The organism is Mesorhizobium sp. M0028, assembly GCF_040323855.1.
Classification (GTDB): Bacteria; Pseudomonadota; Alphaproteobacteria; order Rhizobiales; family Rhizobiaceae; genus Mesorhizobium.
Genome location: NZ_JAMYVG010000001.1, coordinates 545935 through 559400, shown reverse-complemented (window position 1 = coordinate 559400; position 13466 = coordinate 545935). Strand labels below are relative to the sequence as shown.

Annotated in this window: 15 protein-coding genes; 14 read left to right on the top strand and 1 reads right to left on the bottom strand. The window is 61.0% G+C overall.

Annotation, left to right across the window (positions count from 1 at the left end):
• Positions 1 to 46: 46 nt before the first annotated feature.
• On the bottom strand, positions 47 to 1036 hold the full coding sequence (locus tag NKJ93_RS02825; RefSeq protein WP_352587546.1) for a glycerophosphodiester phosphodiesterase family protein: 990 nt from the start codon (positions 1034 to 1036) through the stop codon (positions 47 to 49).
• A gap of 186 nt (positions 1037 to 1222) precedes the next feature.
• Here NKJ93_RS02825 and NKJ93_RS02820 point away from each other — a divergent pair, with 186 nt between their 5' ends.
• The 14 genes from NKJ93_RS02820 (at position 1223) to NKJ93_RS02755 (ending at position 13367) form a co-directional block, all read left to right on the top strand.
• Entirely contained in the window at positions 1223 to 1357 is a 135-nt protein-coding gene (locus NKJ93_RS02820) for a hypothetical protein (RefSeq protein WP_023675095.1), read from the top strand.
• A gap of 102 nt (positions 1358 to 1459) precedes the next feature.
• The gene (locus NKJ93_RS02815; protein WP_023717556.1) at positions 1460 to 1747 is read left to right on the top strand and encodes a Dabb family protein; all 288 of its coding nucleotides are present in this window, start codon (positions 1460 to 1462) and stop codon (positions 1745 to 1747) included.
• Positions 1748 to 2051: 304 nt separating this feature from the next.
• Positions 2052 to 2936, top strand: a complete 885-nt coding sequence (locus NKJ93_RS02810; RefSeq protein ID WP_023717557.1) for a VOC family protein — start codon at positions 2052 to 2054, stop codon at positions 2934 to 2936.
• Positions 2933 to 3784 (top strand): 3-deoxy-8-phosphooctulonate synthase, encoded by an 852-nt coding sequence (kdsA, locus tag NKJ93_RS02805; RefSeq protein WP_352587543.1) that lies wholly within the window; start codon positions 2933 to 2935, stop codon positions 3782 to 3784. Before NKJ93_RS02810 ends, kdsA begins: the two co-directional genes overlap by 4 nt.
• A 122-nt stretch (positions 3785 to 3906) precedes the next feature.
• The gene (locus NKJ93_RS02800; RefSeq protein ID WP_023717559.1) at positions 3907 to 4272 is read left to right on the top strand and encodes a PRC-barrel domain-containing protein; all 366 of its coding nucleotides are present in this window, start codon (positions 3907 to 3909) and stop codon (positions 4270 to 4272) included.
• 399 nt (positions 4273 to 4671) lie between these two features.
• Positions 4672 to 5946 carry a phosphopyruvate hydratase gene (gene eno, locus NKJ93_RS02795; RefSeq protein WP_023717560.1) on the top strand — a complete coding sequence of 425 codons (1275 nt, stop codon included), beginning with the start codon at positions 4672 to 4674 and terminating at the stop codon, positions 5944 to 5946.
• A 134-nt stretch (positions 5947 to 6080) separates the two neighbouring features.
• A complete protein-coding gene (locus NKJ93_RS02790; RefSeq protein WP_352482536.1) occupies positions 6081 to 6401 on the top strand; it encodes an FtsB family cell division protein in 321 nt (106 codons plus the stop codon).
• 171 nt (positions 6402 to 6572) lie between these two features.
• Positions 6573 to 7613 carry a pyruvate dehydrogenase (acetyl-transferring) E1 component subunit alpha gene (pdhA, locus tag NKJ93_RS02785; protein ID WP_502895946.1) on the top strand — a complete coding sequence of 347 codons (1041 nt, stop codon included), beginning with the start codon at positions 6573 to 6575 and terminating at the stop codon, positions 7611 to 7613.
• Between the two features lie 15 nt (positions 7614 to 7628).
• Positions 7629 to 9050 (top strand): pyruvate dehydrogenase complex E1 component subunit beta, encoded by a 1422-nt coding sequence (locus NKJ93_RS02780; protein ID WP_352482537.1) that lies wholly within the window; start codon positions 7629 to 7631, stop codon positions 9048 to 9050.
• An 18-nt stretch (positions 9051 to 9068) separates the two neighbouring features.
• Complete coding sequence (locus NKJ93_RS02775; RefSeq protein WP_023717564.1) at positions 9069 to 10484, top strand: pyruvate dehydrogenase complex dihydrolipoamide acetyltransferase; 1416 nt, start codon at positions 9069 to 9071, stop codon at positions 10482 to 10484.
• Between the two features lie 17 nt (positions 10485 to 10501).
• The gene (locus NKJ93_RS02770; RefSeq protein WP_023717565.1) at positions 10502 to 10921 is read left to right on the top strand and encodes a hypothetical protein; all 420 of its coding nucleotides are present in this window, start codon (positions 10502 to 10504) and stop codon (positions 10919 to 10921) included.
• A complete protein-coding gene (locus NKJ93_RS02765; protein WP_023717566.1) occupies positions 10918 to 11556 on the top strand; it encodes an SGNH/GDSL hydrolase family protein in 639 nt (212 codons plus the stop codon). Before NKJ93_RS02770 ends, NKJ93_RS02765 begins: the two co-directional genes overlap by 4 nt.
• A gap of 12 nt (positions 11557 to 11568) precedes the next feature.
• Positions 11569 to 13014: a dihydrolipoyl dehydrogenase gene (gene lpdA / locus NKJ93_RS02760; protein ID WP_352496542.1), complete on the top strand. Its 1446-nt coding sequence runs from the start codon at positions 11569 to 11571 to the stop codon at positions 13012 to 13014.
• A 95-nt stretch (positions 13015 to 13109) separates the two neighbouring features.
• The gene (locus NKJ93_RS02755) at positions 13110 to 13367 is read left to right on the top strand and encodes a GlsB/YeaQ/YmgE family stress response membrane protein (RefSeq protein ID WP_023717568.1); all 258 of its coding nucleotides are present in this window, start codon (positions 13110 to 13112) and stop codon (positions 13365 to 13367) included.
• Positions 13368 to 13466 lie beyond the last annotated feature (99 nt).

Sequence of the window (13466 nt, the reverse complement as noted above, 5' to 3'; positions counted from 1 at the left end):
AGATACTGTCCCGATACGGCCGATCCGTTTGAGGCAGGCAGCCTCTTCAGGCAGGTGGTGCGAAACGCCGCTTGACGGCAGGCATGACCAGATCCAGCGCATCCGTCGAAATCCCACCGGAATAATCGTCCGGCAGTTGGTCGATCGAGGCGGGGTCGTCGAGGCCTTGTGAAAAGCCGCCGCCGGAATAGGGACCGAGCAGGTAGACGCGGCTGCCGACGCTGTCCATACGGTCGAGAAAACGGGCGGGCCAGCCCCACATCCACTTTGCGACATTGACGGGGATGAGCAAGGTGCCCTGGCGGCAGGCATCCGGAACGTAGCCACTCCAGCCGAGCGCAGCATAGCGAAGAATGCAGCGCGTCAGGGATGCGCGGCTCAGCGTATGCATGTCCGGCAACGCTGCCTTCACTGCTTCTATAGGCCTGTCGCCGCCATAGACCGTCAGATTGGCGCGCTCGGCCGGCGTCAATGTGGCGAGCCAGGCGGCCAGCATCTCGCCTTCCTTGGGATCGTTGCTTTTGATGTTGATATTAAAACGCCGGTTCGGGAAGCGCTGCAAGACTTCATCCAGCGACGGCATCATGCCGACACCCTTGCCGCGAAACGGAAAGGTCTTGCCGCCATCGGCAGTGTAGCCATAACCGATATCGAGCGTCTTCAATTCGGACATCGCATGGCGGCGCGTTTCTCCCTTGCCGTTGGTGCGACAATCCAGCGTCCAATCGTGGAAGACGGCGAACTTGCCGTCCGTAGTGGGATGGACATCGAGTTCGAGCGCGTCCGCACCGAGCGCGAAGGCGGCTTCCATCGAGGGTATCGTGTTTTCGAGGAAGGAATGGCGCGGCGTCAGCATGCGATCGGCCGTGCATGTTTCCGATCCGAGGTTCGTACGGTCGAAATCCTGAGCCAGGCCGCGATGGGCAAGCACCGAAGGGGTGACGGCCGGCCGGCTCGACAGCAGCGAAGTGTTGTTGAGCCAGATGCCGCCTGCAGCGACAAGAACTGCAATGAGGGAGATCGTCCGTTTTCGCATGGTATGATTCCTGAAGCGGTCGTCGAAGCCGAGCGGGGTTATCTTTCCAAGCCGCCTGCAGCGGTAGCGCCAGTTTGGCCAGCAAGCATCGCAGCAGACAGACCAAAGACCGTTAAAATTCGGGGAGGGTCCCAGCAGGGCCGGAATCACTATGGTTGCAACCACCCATATGCGCTAGTTTTAGCCATGCGTTATGTCATCATCATCACGACCGTCACCTTCTTCCTGATCTGGGACGGCATTTACAACCAAGGCCGCTACCTCGACAGGACCATCAGGGAGGTGACCCGCGTCGTGCACTATGTAACCAGTATGGTGTAGTTTCTCTTCTTCGCCACGGTTCGCCGACGCGACATCCTGCCGATTGACGGCACGCTCCCGCTGACACAAAAGAACGCCGGTCCAACGGTCGAGGAGGCTGGGTTGATCCGGCATATCGTTTTCTTCAGCGCGCGTCGTAAAGTGGACGTCGAGGCGGTGCGTACGGGTCTGCTGGCGCTCGGCAAGATACCCCACTCGCGCCGTTTCGAGGTGACGCTCAACACCAAGGTCGACCCGCTCTCGGATGAAATCGATGTGGTCGTCTACGCCGAGTTCGAAGACGAGGCAGCGCTCGCCGCCTACAAGGCGCATCCGCTCTATGCAGAGACCACCAGCCGGGTAAAACCGCTGCGCGAATTGCGTTATTCGGCCGATATAGTGGCAAGTTGACCGCCCTAAGGCAGATTTCACGTCGCGGAGCGGGGCCGCGCCGCAGCCCGATTCATTCCGTCTGAGCCGCGGAGGTCTCGGTCGGATCGACGCCCGGCCGCTTTGGCGCGTTCCAGATCAGCACGGCGATAACTGCTATCGCAATAACGGCCAGGGCAATGAAAAGGTCTCTTCCCCTGGCAATGAGCTAGGATGATTTTTGACGGCGGCAAGTCGGCTCCTCGCGGCCGGGCACTGCGATCGCCGCCGAGGTGCCGGCTAAGCCCTTGAACCATTTTCAGGAATGAGGCACACCGCGCGGGACATGACCGAGAACACCCCCGCAAGCCCTCATCCGCTCGATCACCTGGTGTTGCCAACCGCGAGCCTCGATGTTGCGCGGGCGCGCTTGACCTTGCTCGGCTTTACCGTTGCGCCGACGGGTATCCATCCCTTCGGAACGGAAAACTGTTGTGTCTTCCTCACCGACGGTACCTATCTCGAGCCGCTCGCGGTCGCCGACCGACAGGCCGTGGCAACGGCGATCGCGAACCGCAATGTCTTTGTCGCGCGGGATCACACCTATCGCGAAAGAAACGGTGATGAAGGATTTTCTGCCGTGGTGCTGGGCACCGAAAGCGCTGCCGCGGACCACGCGCGCTTCATCGAAGCCGGACTGTCGGCGGGAGACATGCTCAGCTTTTCGCGCGCCTTCGCTGATGCGACAGGAAAGAGCGACACCGCATCATTCAAGCTTGCCTTCGCGGCTCTAGGCAAGGCAACGGACGCTTTTCTCTTCGCCTGCGAACGGATCAATGCGCCGAAGGTCGACCGCACCGCTTTGCAGGCCCACGCTAATGGCGCAACCGGCATTGTCGAAGTCGTGGCAGTCAGCCGCGAACCTTCCGAACAAGGCCATGTGATTTCGATCGCAGCCGGGATGGAGGCGCAGAGCGGCACTGTCTATAAGCTGCCGAATGCCGCTGTGACCGTTCTGGATCCTGCAGCCTTTGCGGCACGCTTCGGCATTCCCGCCGGCGCGCCGTCTGAACTCCGCTTTGCTGGGATCGTCTTTTCGATTAGGCACTGCGACACCGTCGCAAAGCTGCTTGCAGCCAATTCCGTCGAACACGACATACGCGGCGGTGATATCATCGTGTCGCCGGCGCCAGGGCAGGGCGCGGCCTTCATTTTCCGGGAGATCGCATGAACAAGCTCAATCCTCTGATGCCAAATTCTTCCGTTGCGATCGGAAAGGTCATTTTCGGCAACAGCGCGCCCCTATCGCTGATCGCCGGTCCATGCCAGCTGGAATCGCGGCAGCACGCTTTCGACATGGCCGGTGCGCTGAAGGAATTGACCGAACGGCTCGGCATCGGGCTCGTCTACAAGACCAGCTACGACAAGGCCAATCGCACCTCGCTTGGCGGCACGCGCGGTGCGGGACTTGAAGCGGCAATGCCGATCTTCGACGATTTGCGCAAGAATTTTTCGCTGCCGATCCTGACCGACGTCCACACTGAGGAACAATGCGCGATCGTCGCGCCGAATGTCGACATTCTGCAGATTCCTGCCTTCCTCAGCCGGCAGACCGATTTGCTGATTGCTGCGGCAAGAACCGGCAAGGTGGTCAATGTAAAGAAGGGCCAATTCCTCGCGCCATGGGACATGAAGAACGTCGTCGCCAAGATCACCGGCTCCGGCAACGCCAATGTCTTGGTGACCGAGCGCGGCGCATCCTTTGGTTACAACACCTTGGTGTCCGACATGAGGGCGCTGCCGATCATGGCCGAGATCGGCGCGCCGGTCATTTTCGATGCCACTCATTCGGTGCAGCAGCCGGGCGGGCAGGGCGGTTCGTCTGGGGGCGACCGGCGCTTTGTCGAGACGCTGGCGCGCGCGGCTGTCGCGGTTGGCGTCGCCGGCGTCTTCATCGAGACGCACCAGGACCCCGACAACGCGCCTTCCGACGGCCCCAACATGGTGCCGCTAAAGGATCTTCCCGCATTGCTTGAACGGCTGATGGCGTTCGATCGCATCGCCAAGAGCGTGGGTTGAACCAGCAGTTGCGCCACAGCAGCGTCGCCAAGAAAACTTTGAAGAATTTCGAACCTGTCTGGAACCTTAGCCCGCGGCCCTCATTGTCAAAATCTAATGTCAACGACGACGAGGAGCACACCATGACGACCCAGACGGGACACACCGAAGCCATTGCCGCTTCGCGGGTTATCGGCACATCGGTCTACAACACGGAAGGCACTCATATCGGCGACATTGAGGACGTCATGCTCGACAAATTGTCGAACGGAATCATGTTCGCCGTGATCGGTTTTGGCGGATTTCTCGGCATTGGCGAGAAATACCACGCCATTCCGTGGGCGAGCCTTGATTATGATGAGAACAGGGGTGGCTATGTCGTGCCGTTCACCAAAGACCAGCTGATGGCCGCTCCTTCCTACTCGATCAACGAGCTGACCGGCGCCGACGGCGAGGCAGCACGTGACGCCTCATACAACTACTACAAGGTCGAGCCTTACTGGCACTGACTAAGTCTCCTGGAATCAAAAAGGCCCCCGGGAAATCGGGGGCCTTTCGATGTGGCGGGATGCTACTGCGCAATTTGCAGGGCCGGCAAAGGCGACGATCCCTGCGGGGGTTGCTGATTGTCGCACGACGTCAGGAACGCAGCCGCAATCAGGAACAAACTCACAATACCGCTCAACTGGGACATGGCGAAACTCCTCCTGTTTCGCCCCGCGCGACAACAGCCATAAACCAGAAACCGGCATGCCGCGCATGACAAATGATGACAGCGCTTTGTGCTTCGTGAATCCCAAGAGCGGCAATGGGCGCACGGGCAATATTTGCAAGTGCCCCGATTGCGTTTTGCAGCGCTTTGGCTAAGAGGTGCGCGACGCTTCAATCGATCAATCGGGGACATCGCAATGACGGCCATCATCGACATTGTCGGGCGTGAAATCCTGGACAGCCGCGGAAATCCGACCGTCGAGGTCGACGTCGTGCTCGAAGACGGCTCAATGGGCCGCGCCGCGGTGCCGTCCGGCGCATCGACCGGCGCGCATGAGGCGGTCGAACTGCGCGACGGCGGCCCCCGCTATCTCGGCAAGGGCGTGCTCAGGGCGGTTGAGGCAGTGAACGGCGAGCTGTTCGAGGCGATCGGCGGCATGGAGGCCGAGAATCAGATCCACATCGACCAAACCATGATCGAGCTCGATGGTACGCCCAACAAGAGCCGGCTCGGCGCCAATGCCATTCTCGGTGTGTCGCTGGCCGTGGCCAAGGCCGCGGCCGAAGCGGCCGGCCTGCCGCTCTACCGTTATGTCGGCGGCACCAAGGCGCATGTGCTGCCGGTGCCGATGATGAACATCATCAACGGCGGTGCGCATGCCGACAACCCGATCGATTTCCAGGAATTCATGATTCTGCCGATCGGCGCGCCGACGCTGCGCGATGGCGTGCGCTGGGGCTCGGAGATATTCCACACGCTGCGGAAGAGGCTGAAGGATGCCGGCCATAACACCAATGTCGGCGACGAGGGCGGCTTTGCCCCCAACCTGAAAAGCGCGCCGGCCGCGCTCGACTTCATCATGGAATCGATCGAGAAGGCCGGCTTCAGGCCAGGCGAGGAGGTCGCACTCGGACTCGACTGCGCGGCGACCGAGTTCTTCAAGGACGGCAACTACGTCTATGAAGGCGAGAAGAAGACCCGCGACCCGAAGGCGCAAGCCAAATATCTGGCCAAGCTCGCTGCCGACTACCCGATCATCACCATCGAGGACGGCCTGGCCGAGGACGACTGGGACGGCTGGAAAATGCTGACCGACCTCATCGGCAAGCAAACGCAGCTGGTTGGCGACGATCTGTTCGTCACCAACACGGCGCGGTTGCGCGACGGCATCCGCATGGGTGTCGCCAATTCGATCCTGGTCAAGGTCAACCAGATCGGCTCGCTTACCGAAACGCTCGACGCCGTCGAGACCGCGCACAAGGCCGGCTATACCGCGGTGATGTCGCACCGCTCGGGCGAGACCGAGGATTCGACCATCGCCGACCTCGCCGTTGCCACCAATTGCGGGCAGATCAAGACTGGCTCGCTGTCACGCTCGGACCGCATGGCCAAGTACAACCAGCTCATCCGCATCGAAGAGGAGCTCGGCAAGCAGGCGCGGTATGCCGGCAAGTCGATCGTTAAAAGCTGATTTTCGACAGAAAATCCGAGCGAGCGAGGGCGGGGACATTCCCGCCCTTTTGCTTTCAGGGCTCCGAATCCAGCAATCCGTAACCGTCCATTAAGCACAATCGGGCGACAAAGGCGGCGCAGAGGATTCGGACCATGTGGACACGCCAGCACAAGCAAAGAAACACCGGCCGGCTGATCATCCCCTCGCTCTGCGTGGTGTTCCTGACCTATTTCGGCTTCCATGCCTATCATGGCGAGTTCGGCATCTATTCCAAGTATCGGCTCGAAGCCGAGACTGTCGCATTGCAGGGCAGGCTTGATGCCGTCAAGGCACGCCGGATCGACCTGGAGCGCCGCGTCCAGCTGATGCATGAGGGCACGCTCGAGAAGGACATGCTGGACGAGCAGGCGCGCAAGGCGCTCAATCTGTCCCATGCCGACGAGATCACCATCATGCTGCCGGTCGCAAGATAACGCAATTTCAGTTAATCGGCGATATTTGCAATGATTTTAGGCGCTTAGATGCATGACAGCCATGCGTTTTCGGCATGGCGAAAGCCTTCCCTGCATGTTAGCCTGCCTCAAATCGGTGGGAGAACTGATCTCCCTCGCTGTCCGCCAAGAGACGCCAACAGGGAGTGATGCATGGCCACCGCCGCCAGAAAAGCGCCTGCCAAATCCAAATCCGACGGCAAAACGATGGGCCTTTCCACCCCAAAGCCTGTTGAATTCACCAAAGACCAGGAGCTTGCCGCCTACCGGCACATGCTGCTCATCCGCCGCTTCGAGGAAAAGGCCGGCCAGCTTTACGGCATGGGCTTCATCGGCGGTTTCTGCCATCTCTACATCGGCCAGGAGGCGGTCGTTACCGGCATGAAGATGGCGCTGATCGATGGCGACCAGATGATCACCGCCTATCGCGACCATGGCCATATGTTGGCCATGGAGTTGTCGCCGCGCGGCGTCATGGCCGAACTGACCGGGCGCCGTAGCGGCCTGTCGAGAGGCAAGGGCGGCTCCATGCACATGTTCTCCAAGGAGAAGCATTTTTACGGCGGCCACGGCATCGTCGGCGCGCAAGTGTCGCTCGGCACCGGCATTGCCTTCGCCAACCGCTATCGCGGCAACAACAATATGACGCTGACCTATTTCGGCGATGGCGCCGCGAATCAGGGCCAGGTCTACGAAAGCTTCAATATGGCCTCGCTATGGAAGCTTCCGGTGGTCTACATCATCGAGAACAACCGCTACGCCATGGGCACCTCGGTCTCGCGCTCGTCGGCCGAGACGGATTTTTCGCATCGCGGCGCCTCCTTCAAGATTCCAGGCATCCAGGTCGACGGCATGGATGTGCGCGCCGTCAAGGCCGCCGGCGACCTCGCCGCCGAATGGTGCCGCGCCGGCAACGGGCCGCTCATTCTCGAAATGCAGACCTACCGCTACCGCGGCCATTCGATGTCGGATCCAGCAAAATACCGCTCCAAGGAAGAAGTGCAGAAAATGCGCTCCGAACGTGACCCGATCGAACAGGTCAAGGCACGGTTGCTCGACAAGAAATGGGCAAGCGAGGACGAGCTCAAGGCCATCGACAAGGAAGTCCGCGACGTTGTCGCCGACGCTGCAGAATTTGCCCAGAACGACGCGGAGCCGGATCCGTCCGAGCTCTGGACCGATATCGTACTTTAACGAGAGGGCAAGGACATGCCGATCGAAATTCTCATGCCCGCCCTCTCGCCGACCATGGAAGAGGGTAATGTTTCCAAGTGGTTGAAGAAAGAAGGCGACAAAGTCGCAGCCGGTGACGCCATTGCCGAGATCGAAACCGACAAGGCAACGATGGAAGTCGAAGCCGTCGATGAAGGCACACTTGCCAAGATCGTGGTTCCTGCCGGCACCGAAGGCGTCAAGGTCAACACGCTGATCGCTGTGCTGGCCCTCGATGGCGAAGACATCGACGAGGCGGGCGAAGGCATTGGCGAGGAGGCTGTCGAGTCGCAAGCGGCAGCGCCCGCGGCTGCTCCGGCCCCCGCGGCTGCTCCGGCCCCCGCTGCTGCTCCGGCCAAGAGCGAAGCGGCAACACCTGTTGCCGCCGCGCCCAAGCTGGAAATTGCCGCCGATCCGGACATCCCGGCCGGCACCGAAATGGTCTCGACCACGGTGCGTGAAGCGTTGCGCGACGCAATGGCGGAGGAAATGCGCCGCGACGGCGACGTCTTCGTCATGGGCGAGGAAGTCGCCGAGTACCAGGGCGCCTACAAGATCACACAAGGCCTGTTGCAGGAATTCGGTCCGAGACGCGTGGTCGACACGCCGATCACCGAGCACGGCTTTGCCGGCGTTGGTGTTGGCGCGGCGATGGCCGGCCTGAAGCCGATCGTCGAATTCATGACCTTCAACTTCGCCATGCAGGCGATCGACCAGATCATCAATTCAGCCGCCAAGACGCTCTACATGTCCGGCGGCCAGATGGGCGCCCCGATCGTCTTTCGCGGCCCGAACGGCGCTGCTGCCCGCGTCGCCGCGCAGCATTCGCAGTGCTATGCCGCCTGGTACAGCCATATTCCTGGATTGAAGGTGGTGATGCCTTATACCGCCGCCGACGCCAAGGGTCTGCTCAAGGCGGCGATCCGCGATCCGAACCCGGTCATCTTCCTCGAAAACGAAATCCTTTACGGCCACTCCTTCGACGTGCCGAAGATGGACGATTTCGTGTTGCCGATCGGCAAGGCGCGCATTCACAAATCCGGCAAGGACGTGACCATCGTCTCGTTCGGCATCGGCATGACCTACGCGATCAAGGCGGAGGCGGAGTTGCGCGGCATGGGCATCGATGCCGAGATCATCGACTTGCGCACTATCCGCCCGCTCGACTTCGACACGATCATCGCCTCGGTCAAAAAGACCAATCGCCTGGTGGTGGTCGAGGAAGGCTTTCCGCAGAACTCGGTCGGCGACCATATCGCCAATCAGGTCTCACAGCGCGCCTTCGATTTCCTCGACGCACCGGTCATTACCATTGCCGGCAAGGACGTGCCGATGCCCTATGCGGCGAACCTCGAAAAGCTGGCGCTGCCCAATGTCGGCGAGGTCGTCGAGGCGGTCAAAGCCGTCACGTATCGCTGAGCAGGGCGGGAGGACAAAATGCCGATCAACATCACCATGCCGGCGCTGTCGCCCACGATGGAAGAGGGCAATCTTTCCAAGTGGTTGGTCAAGGAAGGCGACAAGGTTTCGCCGGGCGACGTGATTGCCGAAATCGAGACCGACAAGGCAACGATGGAAGTCGAAGCCGTCGACGAAGGCACGGTTGCCAAGCTGGTGGTTCCGGCCGGCACTGAAGGCGTCAAGGTCAATGCGCTGATCGCGGTGCTGGCGGCGGAGGGCGAGGATGCTGCTTCTGCCGCCAAAAGCGGTGATGGCGCTGCGCCGGCAAAGGCTGAGGCGAAGCAGGAAAAAGCGCCAATCTCCCCACCCGTGGGGGAGATGTCGACGAAGTCGACAGAGGGGGGCGCTGTCCCTCCTGCCGCAGGGAGCGAGGCGCCCCCCTCTGGCCTGCCGGCCATCTCCCCCACACGGGGGGAGATCAGCCAATCCGCGAACGGCCGCATCTTCGCCTCGCCGCTGGCCCGCCGCATCGCCAAGGAAGCCGGTGTCGATGTGTCGGCGGTGACGGGCTCCGGCCCGCATGGTCGCGTGGTCAGGGCCGATGTCGAGGCCGCAATTTCCAGTGGCGGCGCCAAGGCGGCACCAGCAGCAAAAGCAGCGGCCGCCGGTGCTCCGGCACCTGCGGCAGCAGCACCCAAGCCAATGTCCGACGAGCAGGTGCTCAAACTGTTTGCCGAAGGCTCCTACGAGCTGGTCCCCCACGACAATATGCGCAAGACAATTGCGCGGCGGCTGGTCGAGGCCAAGACCACCATCCCGCATTTCTATCTGACGCTCGACTGCGAGCTCGACGCACTTCTGGCCCTGCGCACGCAGATCAATGCGGCCGCCCCGGTGAAGAAGACCGAGAAGGGGGAAACGCCGGCCTATAAGCTTTCCGTCAATGACATGGTCATCAAGGCTCTGGCCATGGCGCTGATGGCGGTGCCGGATGCCAATGCGTCGTGGACAGAAAACGCCATGGTCAAGCACAAGCATGCCGATGTCGGTGTTGCAGTGTCGATCCCCGGCGGCTTGATCACGCCAATCATCCGGCGTGCCGACGAAAAGACGCTGTCCGTTATCTCCAACGAGATGAAGGATCTTGCCGGCCGCGCCCGCAGCCGCAAGCTGAAGCCGGAAGAATATCAGGGCGGCACCACGGCAGTGTCCAATCTCGGCATGTTCGGCATCAAGGATTTTTCTGCCGTCATCAACCCACCGCATGCGACGATCCTGGCGGTCGGCGCCGGAGAGCAACGCGCGGTGGTCAAGAACGGCGAGATCAAGATCGCCACGATCATGTCGGTGACGTTGTCGACCGATCACCGCGCCGTCGACGGTGCGCTCGGCGCCGAGCTGCTCGTCGCCTTCAAACGCATGGTCGAAAACCCGATGGGCATGCTGGTCTAAGAGAAGGGAACAGGGCGGTGCGGAAATTCTTCACCAGCCTTTTTGCCTTCTTTCTTTCCGGTTTGGCCGGCGGATTGGTGGCGCAGTGGCTCGCCGTCGCAACCAATGCCGACGTAGAGTACATCCTTGTGTTTATGATCTCGGCTCTCGTCACCGTCCTCGTGACGGTCGCGTTCTTCATCGCACAATTCATGTCGGACCCACGACGGGCAACAAAGCTGACGGCGACCATAGGGGTAGCGTTTTTTGTGCTCGTTGGAGTTTCCCTGATCGGCTGGACTTTCTCCCAGCCCCCAGGCAAGAGCCAATGGTCGGGCGATCTTCCCATAGTCGCGGGTCTCGTCCTGCCGGGCATCGCTACGGTGCTGGTCCAGTGGCTTTTCGTGCGCTGGCGATTGGCGCGCTCGCAACCAGGTTTCGGCGGGGCAGGCACATGAAGACGGTCCTCTGCTACGGCGATTCGCTTACTTGGGGCTATGACGCGGCAAACCTCGGCCGACATCCGCTGGAAGATCGCTGGCCGAGCGTGCTGCAGGCGGCATTGGGCAGCGGCGTCGAGGTCATCGCCGAAGGCCTGAATGGCCGAACCACCGCCTTCGACGATCACTTGGCCGGAGCGGACCGCAATGGCGCAAGGCTGTTGCCAACGATCCTGACGACTCATGCGCCGATCGATTTGATCGTCATCATGCTCGGCGCCAACGATATGAAGCCGTGGATTCACGGCAATCCGGTCGCGGCCAAACAAGGCGTGCAACGCCTGATCGATATTGTGCGCGGTCATGATTACCCGTTCGATTGGCCGGCGCCGCAGATCCTGATCGTCGCGCCGCCCGTAGTCAGCCGCACGGAAAACGCCGAGTTCAAAGAAATGTTCGCCGGCGGAGATGACGCGTCAAAGCGGCTGGCGCCGCAATATTCCGCCCTTGCCGACGAGGCCGGCTGCGGCTTCTTCAATGCGGGCACGGTGGCCGAAACGACGCCGCTGGACGGCGTCCACCTTGACGCGGAAAACACGCGGAGCATCGGGCAAGCGCTGACGCCGCTCGTGCGCGTCATGCTGGAATTGTGAAGGAGAAAAGCCGTGGCTGAGAACTACGACGTTATCATCATCGGCTCCGGCCCCGGCGGCTATGTCACTGCAGTGCGTTCGGCGCAGCTTGGCTTCAAGACGGCGATTGTCGAGCGCGAGCACTTGGGCGGCATCTGCCTCAACTGGGGCTGCATTCCGACCAAAGCGCTGCTGCGCTCGGCCGAGATCATGCACTATTCGGATCATCTGAAGGATTACGGCCTGAAGATCGACGGCAAGGTCAGCGTCGACACCGCCGCCGTCGTCGATCGCTCGCGAAAGGTCTCGCTGCGGCTCAACGGCGGCGTCGGCTTCCTGATGAAGAAGAACAAGGTCGACGTCATCTGGGGCGAAGCCAAACTGACGAAACCCGGCGAGATCGTCGTGTCGAAATCGTCGAAGAAGCCGATGGAGCCGCAGCCGCCGGCGCCCAAGGGCGTCAAAGGCGAGGGCACCTACACCGCCAAGCACATCATCCTGGCGACCGGAGCCAGGCCGCGCGCATTGCCTGGCATCGAGCCGGACGGCAAGTTGATCTGGACCTATTTCGAGGCGATGGTGCCGAAAGAGATGCCGAAGTCGCTGCTGGTGATGGGCTCGGGCGCCATCGGCATCGAGTTCGCCTCGTTTTACCGCACTATGGGCGCAGAGGTGACGGTGGTTGAACTGCTGCCGGCTGTGATGCCGGTCGAGGACGCCGAAGTGTCGAAGTTTGCGCAAAAGCAGTTCGAGAAGCAGGGCATGAAGATCATCCTCGATGCCAAGGTGACCAAGGTCGAGAAGGGCGCCAATTCGGTCACCGCGCATGTCGAGATGAAGGACGGCAAGGTCGAGAAGATCACCGCCGACCGCATGATTTCAGCCGTCGGGGTACAGGGCAATATCGAAAATCTCGGCCTCGAGGCGCTCGGCGTGAAGACCGAACGCGGTTGCATCGTCGTCGACGGCTACGGCAAGACCAACGTGCCCGGCATCTATGCCATCGGCGATGTCGCCGGACCGCCGATGCTCGCCCACAAGGCCGAGCATGAGGGCGTGGTGTGTGTGGAAAAGATTGCCAATTTCGCCGGCGTGCATGCCATCGACAAGCTGAAGATCCCGGGCTGCACCTATTGCAATCCGCAAGTCGCCTCGGTCGGACTGACGGAAGCCAAAGCGAAAGCCGATGGCAAGGACATCCGCGTCGGCCGCTTCCAGTTCGCCGCAAACGGCAAGGCGATTGCGCTGGGCGAAGACCAAGGCTTCGTCAAGACCATTTTCGACAAGAAGACCGGCCAGTTGCTGGGTGCCCACATGGTTGGCGCAGAAGTAACCGAACTGATCCAGGGCTTCGTCGTGGCTATGAACCTGGAAACCACCGAGGAAGAGCTGATGCACACAATCTTCCCGCACCCGACGCTGTCGGAGATGATGAAGGAGAGTGTTCTCGACGCCTATGGCCGTGCGCTGAACGCATGATAAATTGGCTGCGCGAGACTCACACATGTATGTCAAGGAACTCGACGGCAAGGTAATTCGTTTCCGGATGCATTCATCACCACAGGAGAGGGCATATGGACGTGAACGGCGTGGGCTGGGTAGCAGCCATCATCATCGGCGGTTTGGCAGGCTGGTTTGCCGAGATGTTCATGAAGAGCAACACCGGCATCTTGATGAACATCATTCTTGGCATCGTCGGCGCGATCGTACTGAATGCCATCCTGCAGGCGCTCAACATCGGCGCCTTCGGCGCCGGCTGGATCGCCTATCTGATCACCGGTTTCATTGGTGCCTGCCTGCTGATCTGGGTAGGACGCATGGTGCGCCGTTAATTGCTGAACTCATGCCATGCGAAAACGGCTGTGGCGGCATGCGCCGCCGCGGCCTTTTTCTTTGCAGCGAAAAGTCCTAGATGACTTGGGAAAGCGAAC

Excerpts from the sequence above, each read along its gene's own strand:
- NKJ93_RS02825 (WP_352587546.1), bottom strand. The coding sequence starts at position 1,036 with ATGCGAAAACGGACGATCTCCCTCATTGCAGTTCTTGTCGCTGCAGGC.
- kdsA (WP_352587543.1), top strand. The coding sequence starts at position 2,933 with ATGAACAAGCTCAATCCTCTGATGCCAAATTCTTCCGTTGCGATCGGA.
- NKJ93_RS02755 (WP_023717568.1), top strand. The coding sequence starts at position 13,110 with ATGGACGTGAACGGCGTGGGCTGGGTAGCAGCCATCATCATCGGCGGT.
- NKJ93_RS02820 (WP_023675095.1), top strand. The coding sequence starts at position 1,223 with ATGCGTTATGTCATCATCATCACGACCGTCACCTTCTTCCTGATCTGG.
- NKJ93_RS02800 (WP_023717559.1), top strand. The coding sequence starts at position 3,907 with ATGACGACCCAGACGGGACACACCGAAGCCATTGCCGCTTCGCGGGTT.
- NKJ93_RS02775 (WP_023717564.1), top strand. The coding sequence starts at position 9,069 with ATGCCGATCAACATCACCATGCCGGCGCTGTCGCCCACGATGGAAGAG.
- NKJ93_RS02790 (WP_352482536.1), top strand. The coding sequence starts at position 6,081 with ATGTGGACACGCCAGCACAAGCAAAGAAACACCGGCCGGCTGATCATC.
- NKJ93_RS02765 (WP_023717566.1), top strand. The coding sequence starts at position 10,918 with ATGAAGACGGTCCTCTGCTACGGCGATTCGCTTACTTGGGGCTATGAC.
- pdhA (WP_502895946.1), top strand. The coding sequence starts at position 6,573 with ATGGCCACCGCCGCCAGAAAAGCGCCTGCCAAATCCAAATCCGACGGC.
- NKJ93_RS02810 (WP_023717557.1), top strand. The coding sequence starts at position 2,052 with ATGACCGAGAACACCCCCGCAAGCCCTCATCCGCTCGATCACCTGGTG.
- eno (WP_023717560.1), top strand. The coding sequence starts at position 4,672 with ATGACGGCCATCATCGACATTGTCGGGCGTGAAATCCTGGACAGCCGC.
- NKJ93_RS02780 (WP_352482537.1), top strand. The coding sequence starts at position 7,629 with ATGCCGATCGAAATTCTCATGCCCGCCCTCTCGCCGACCATGGAAGAG.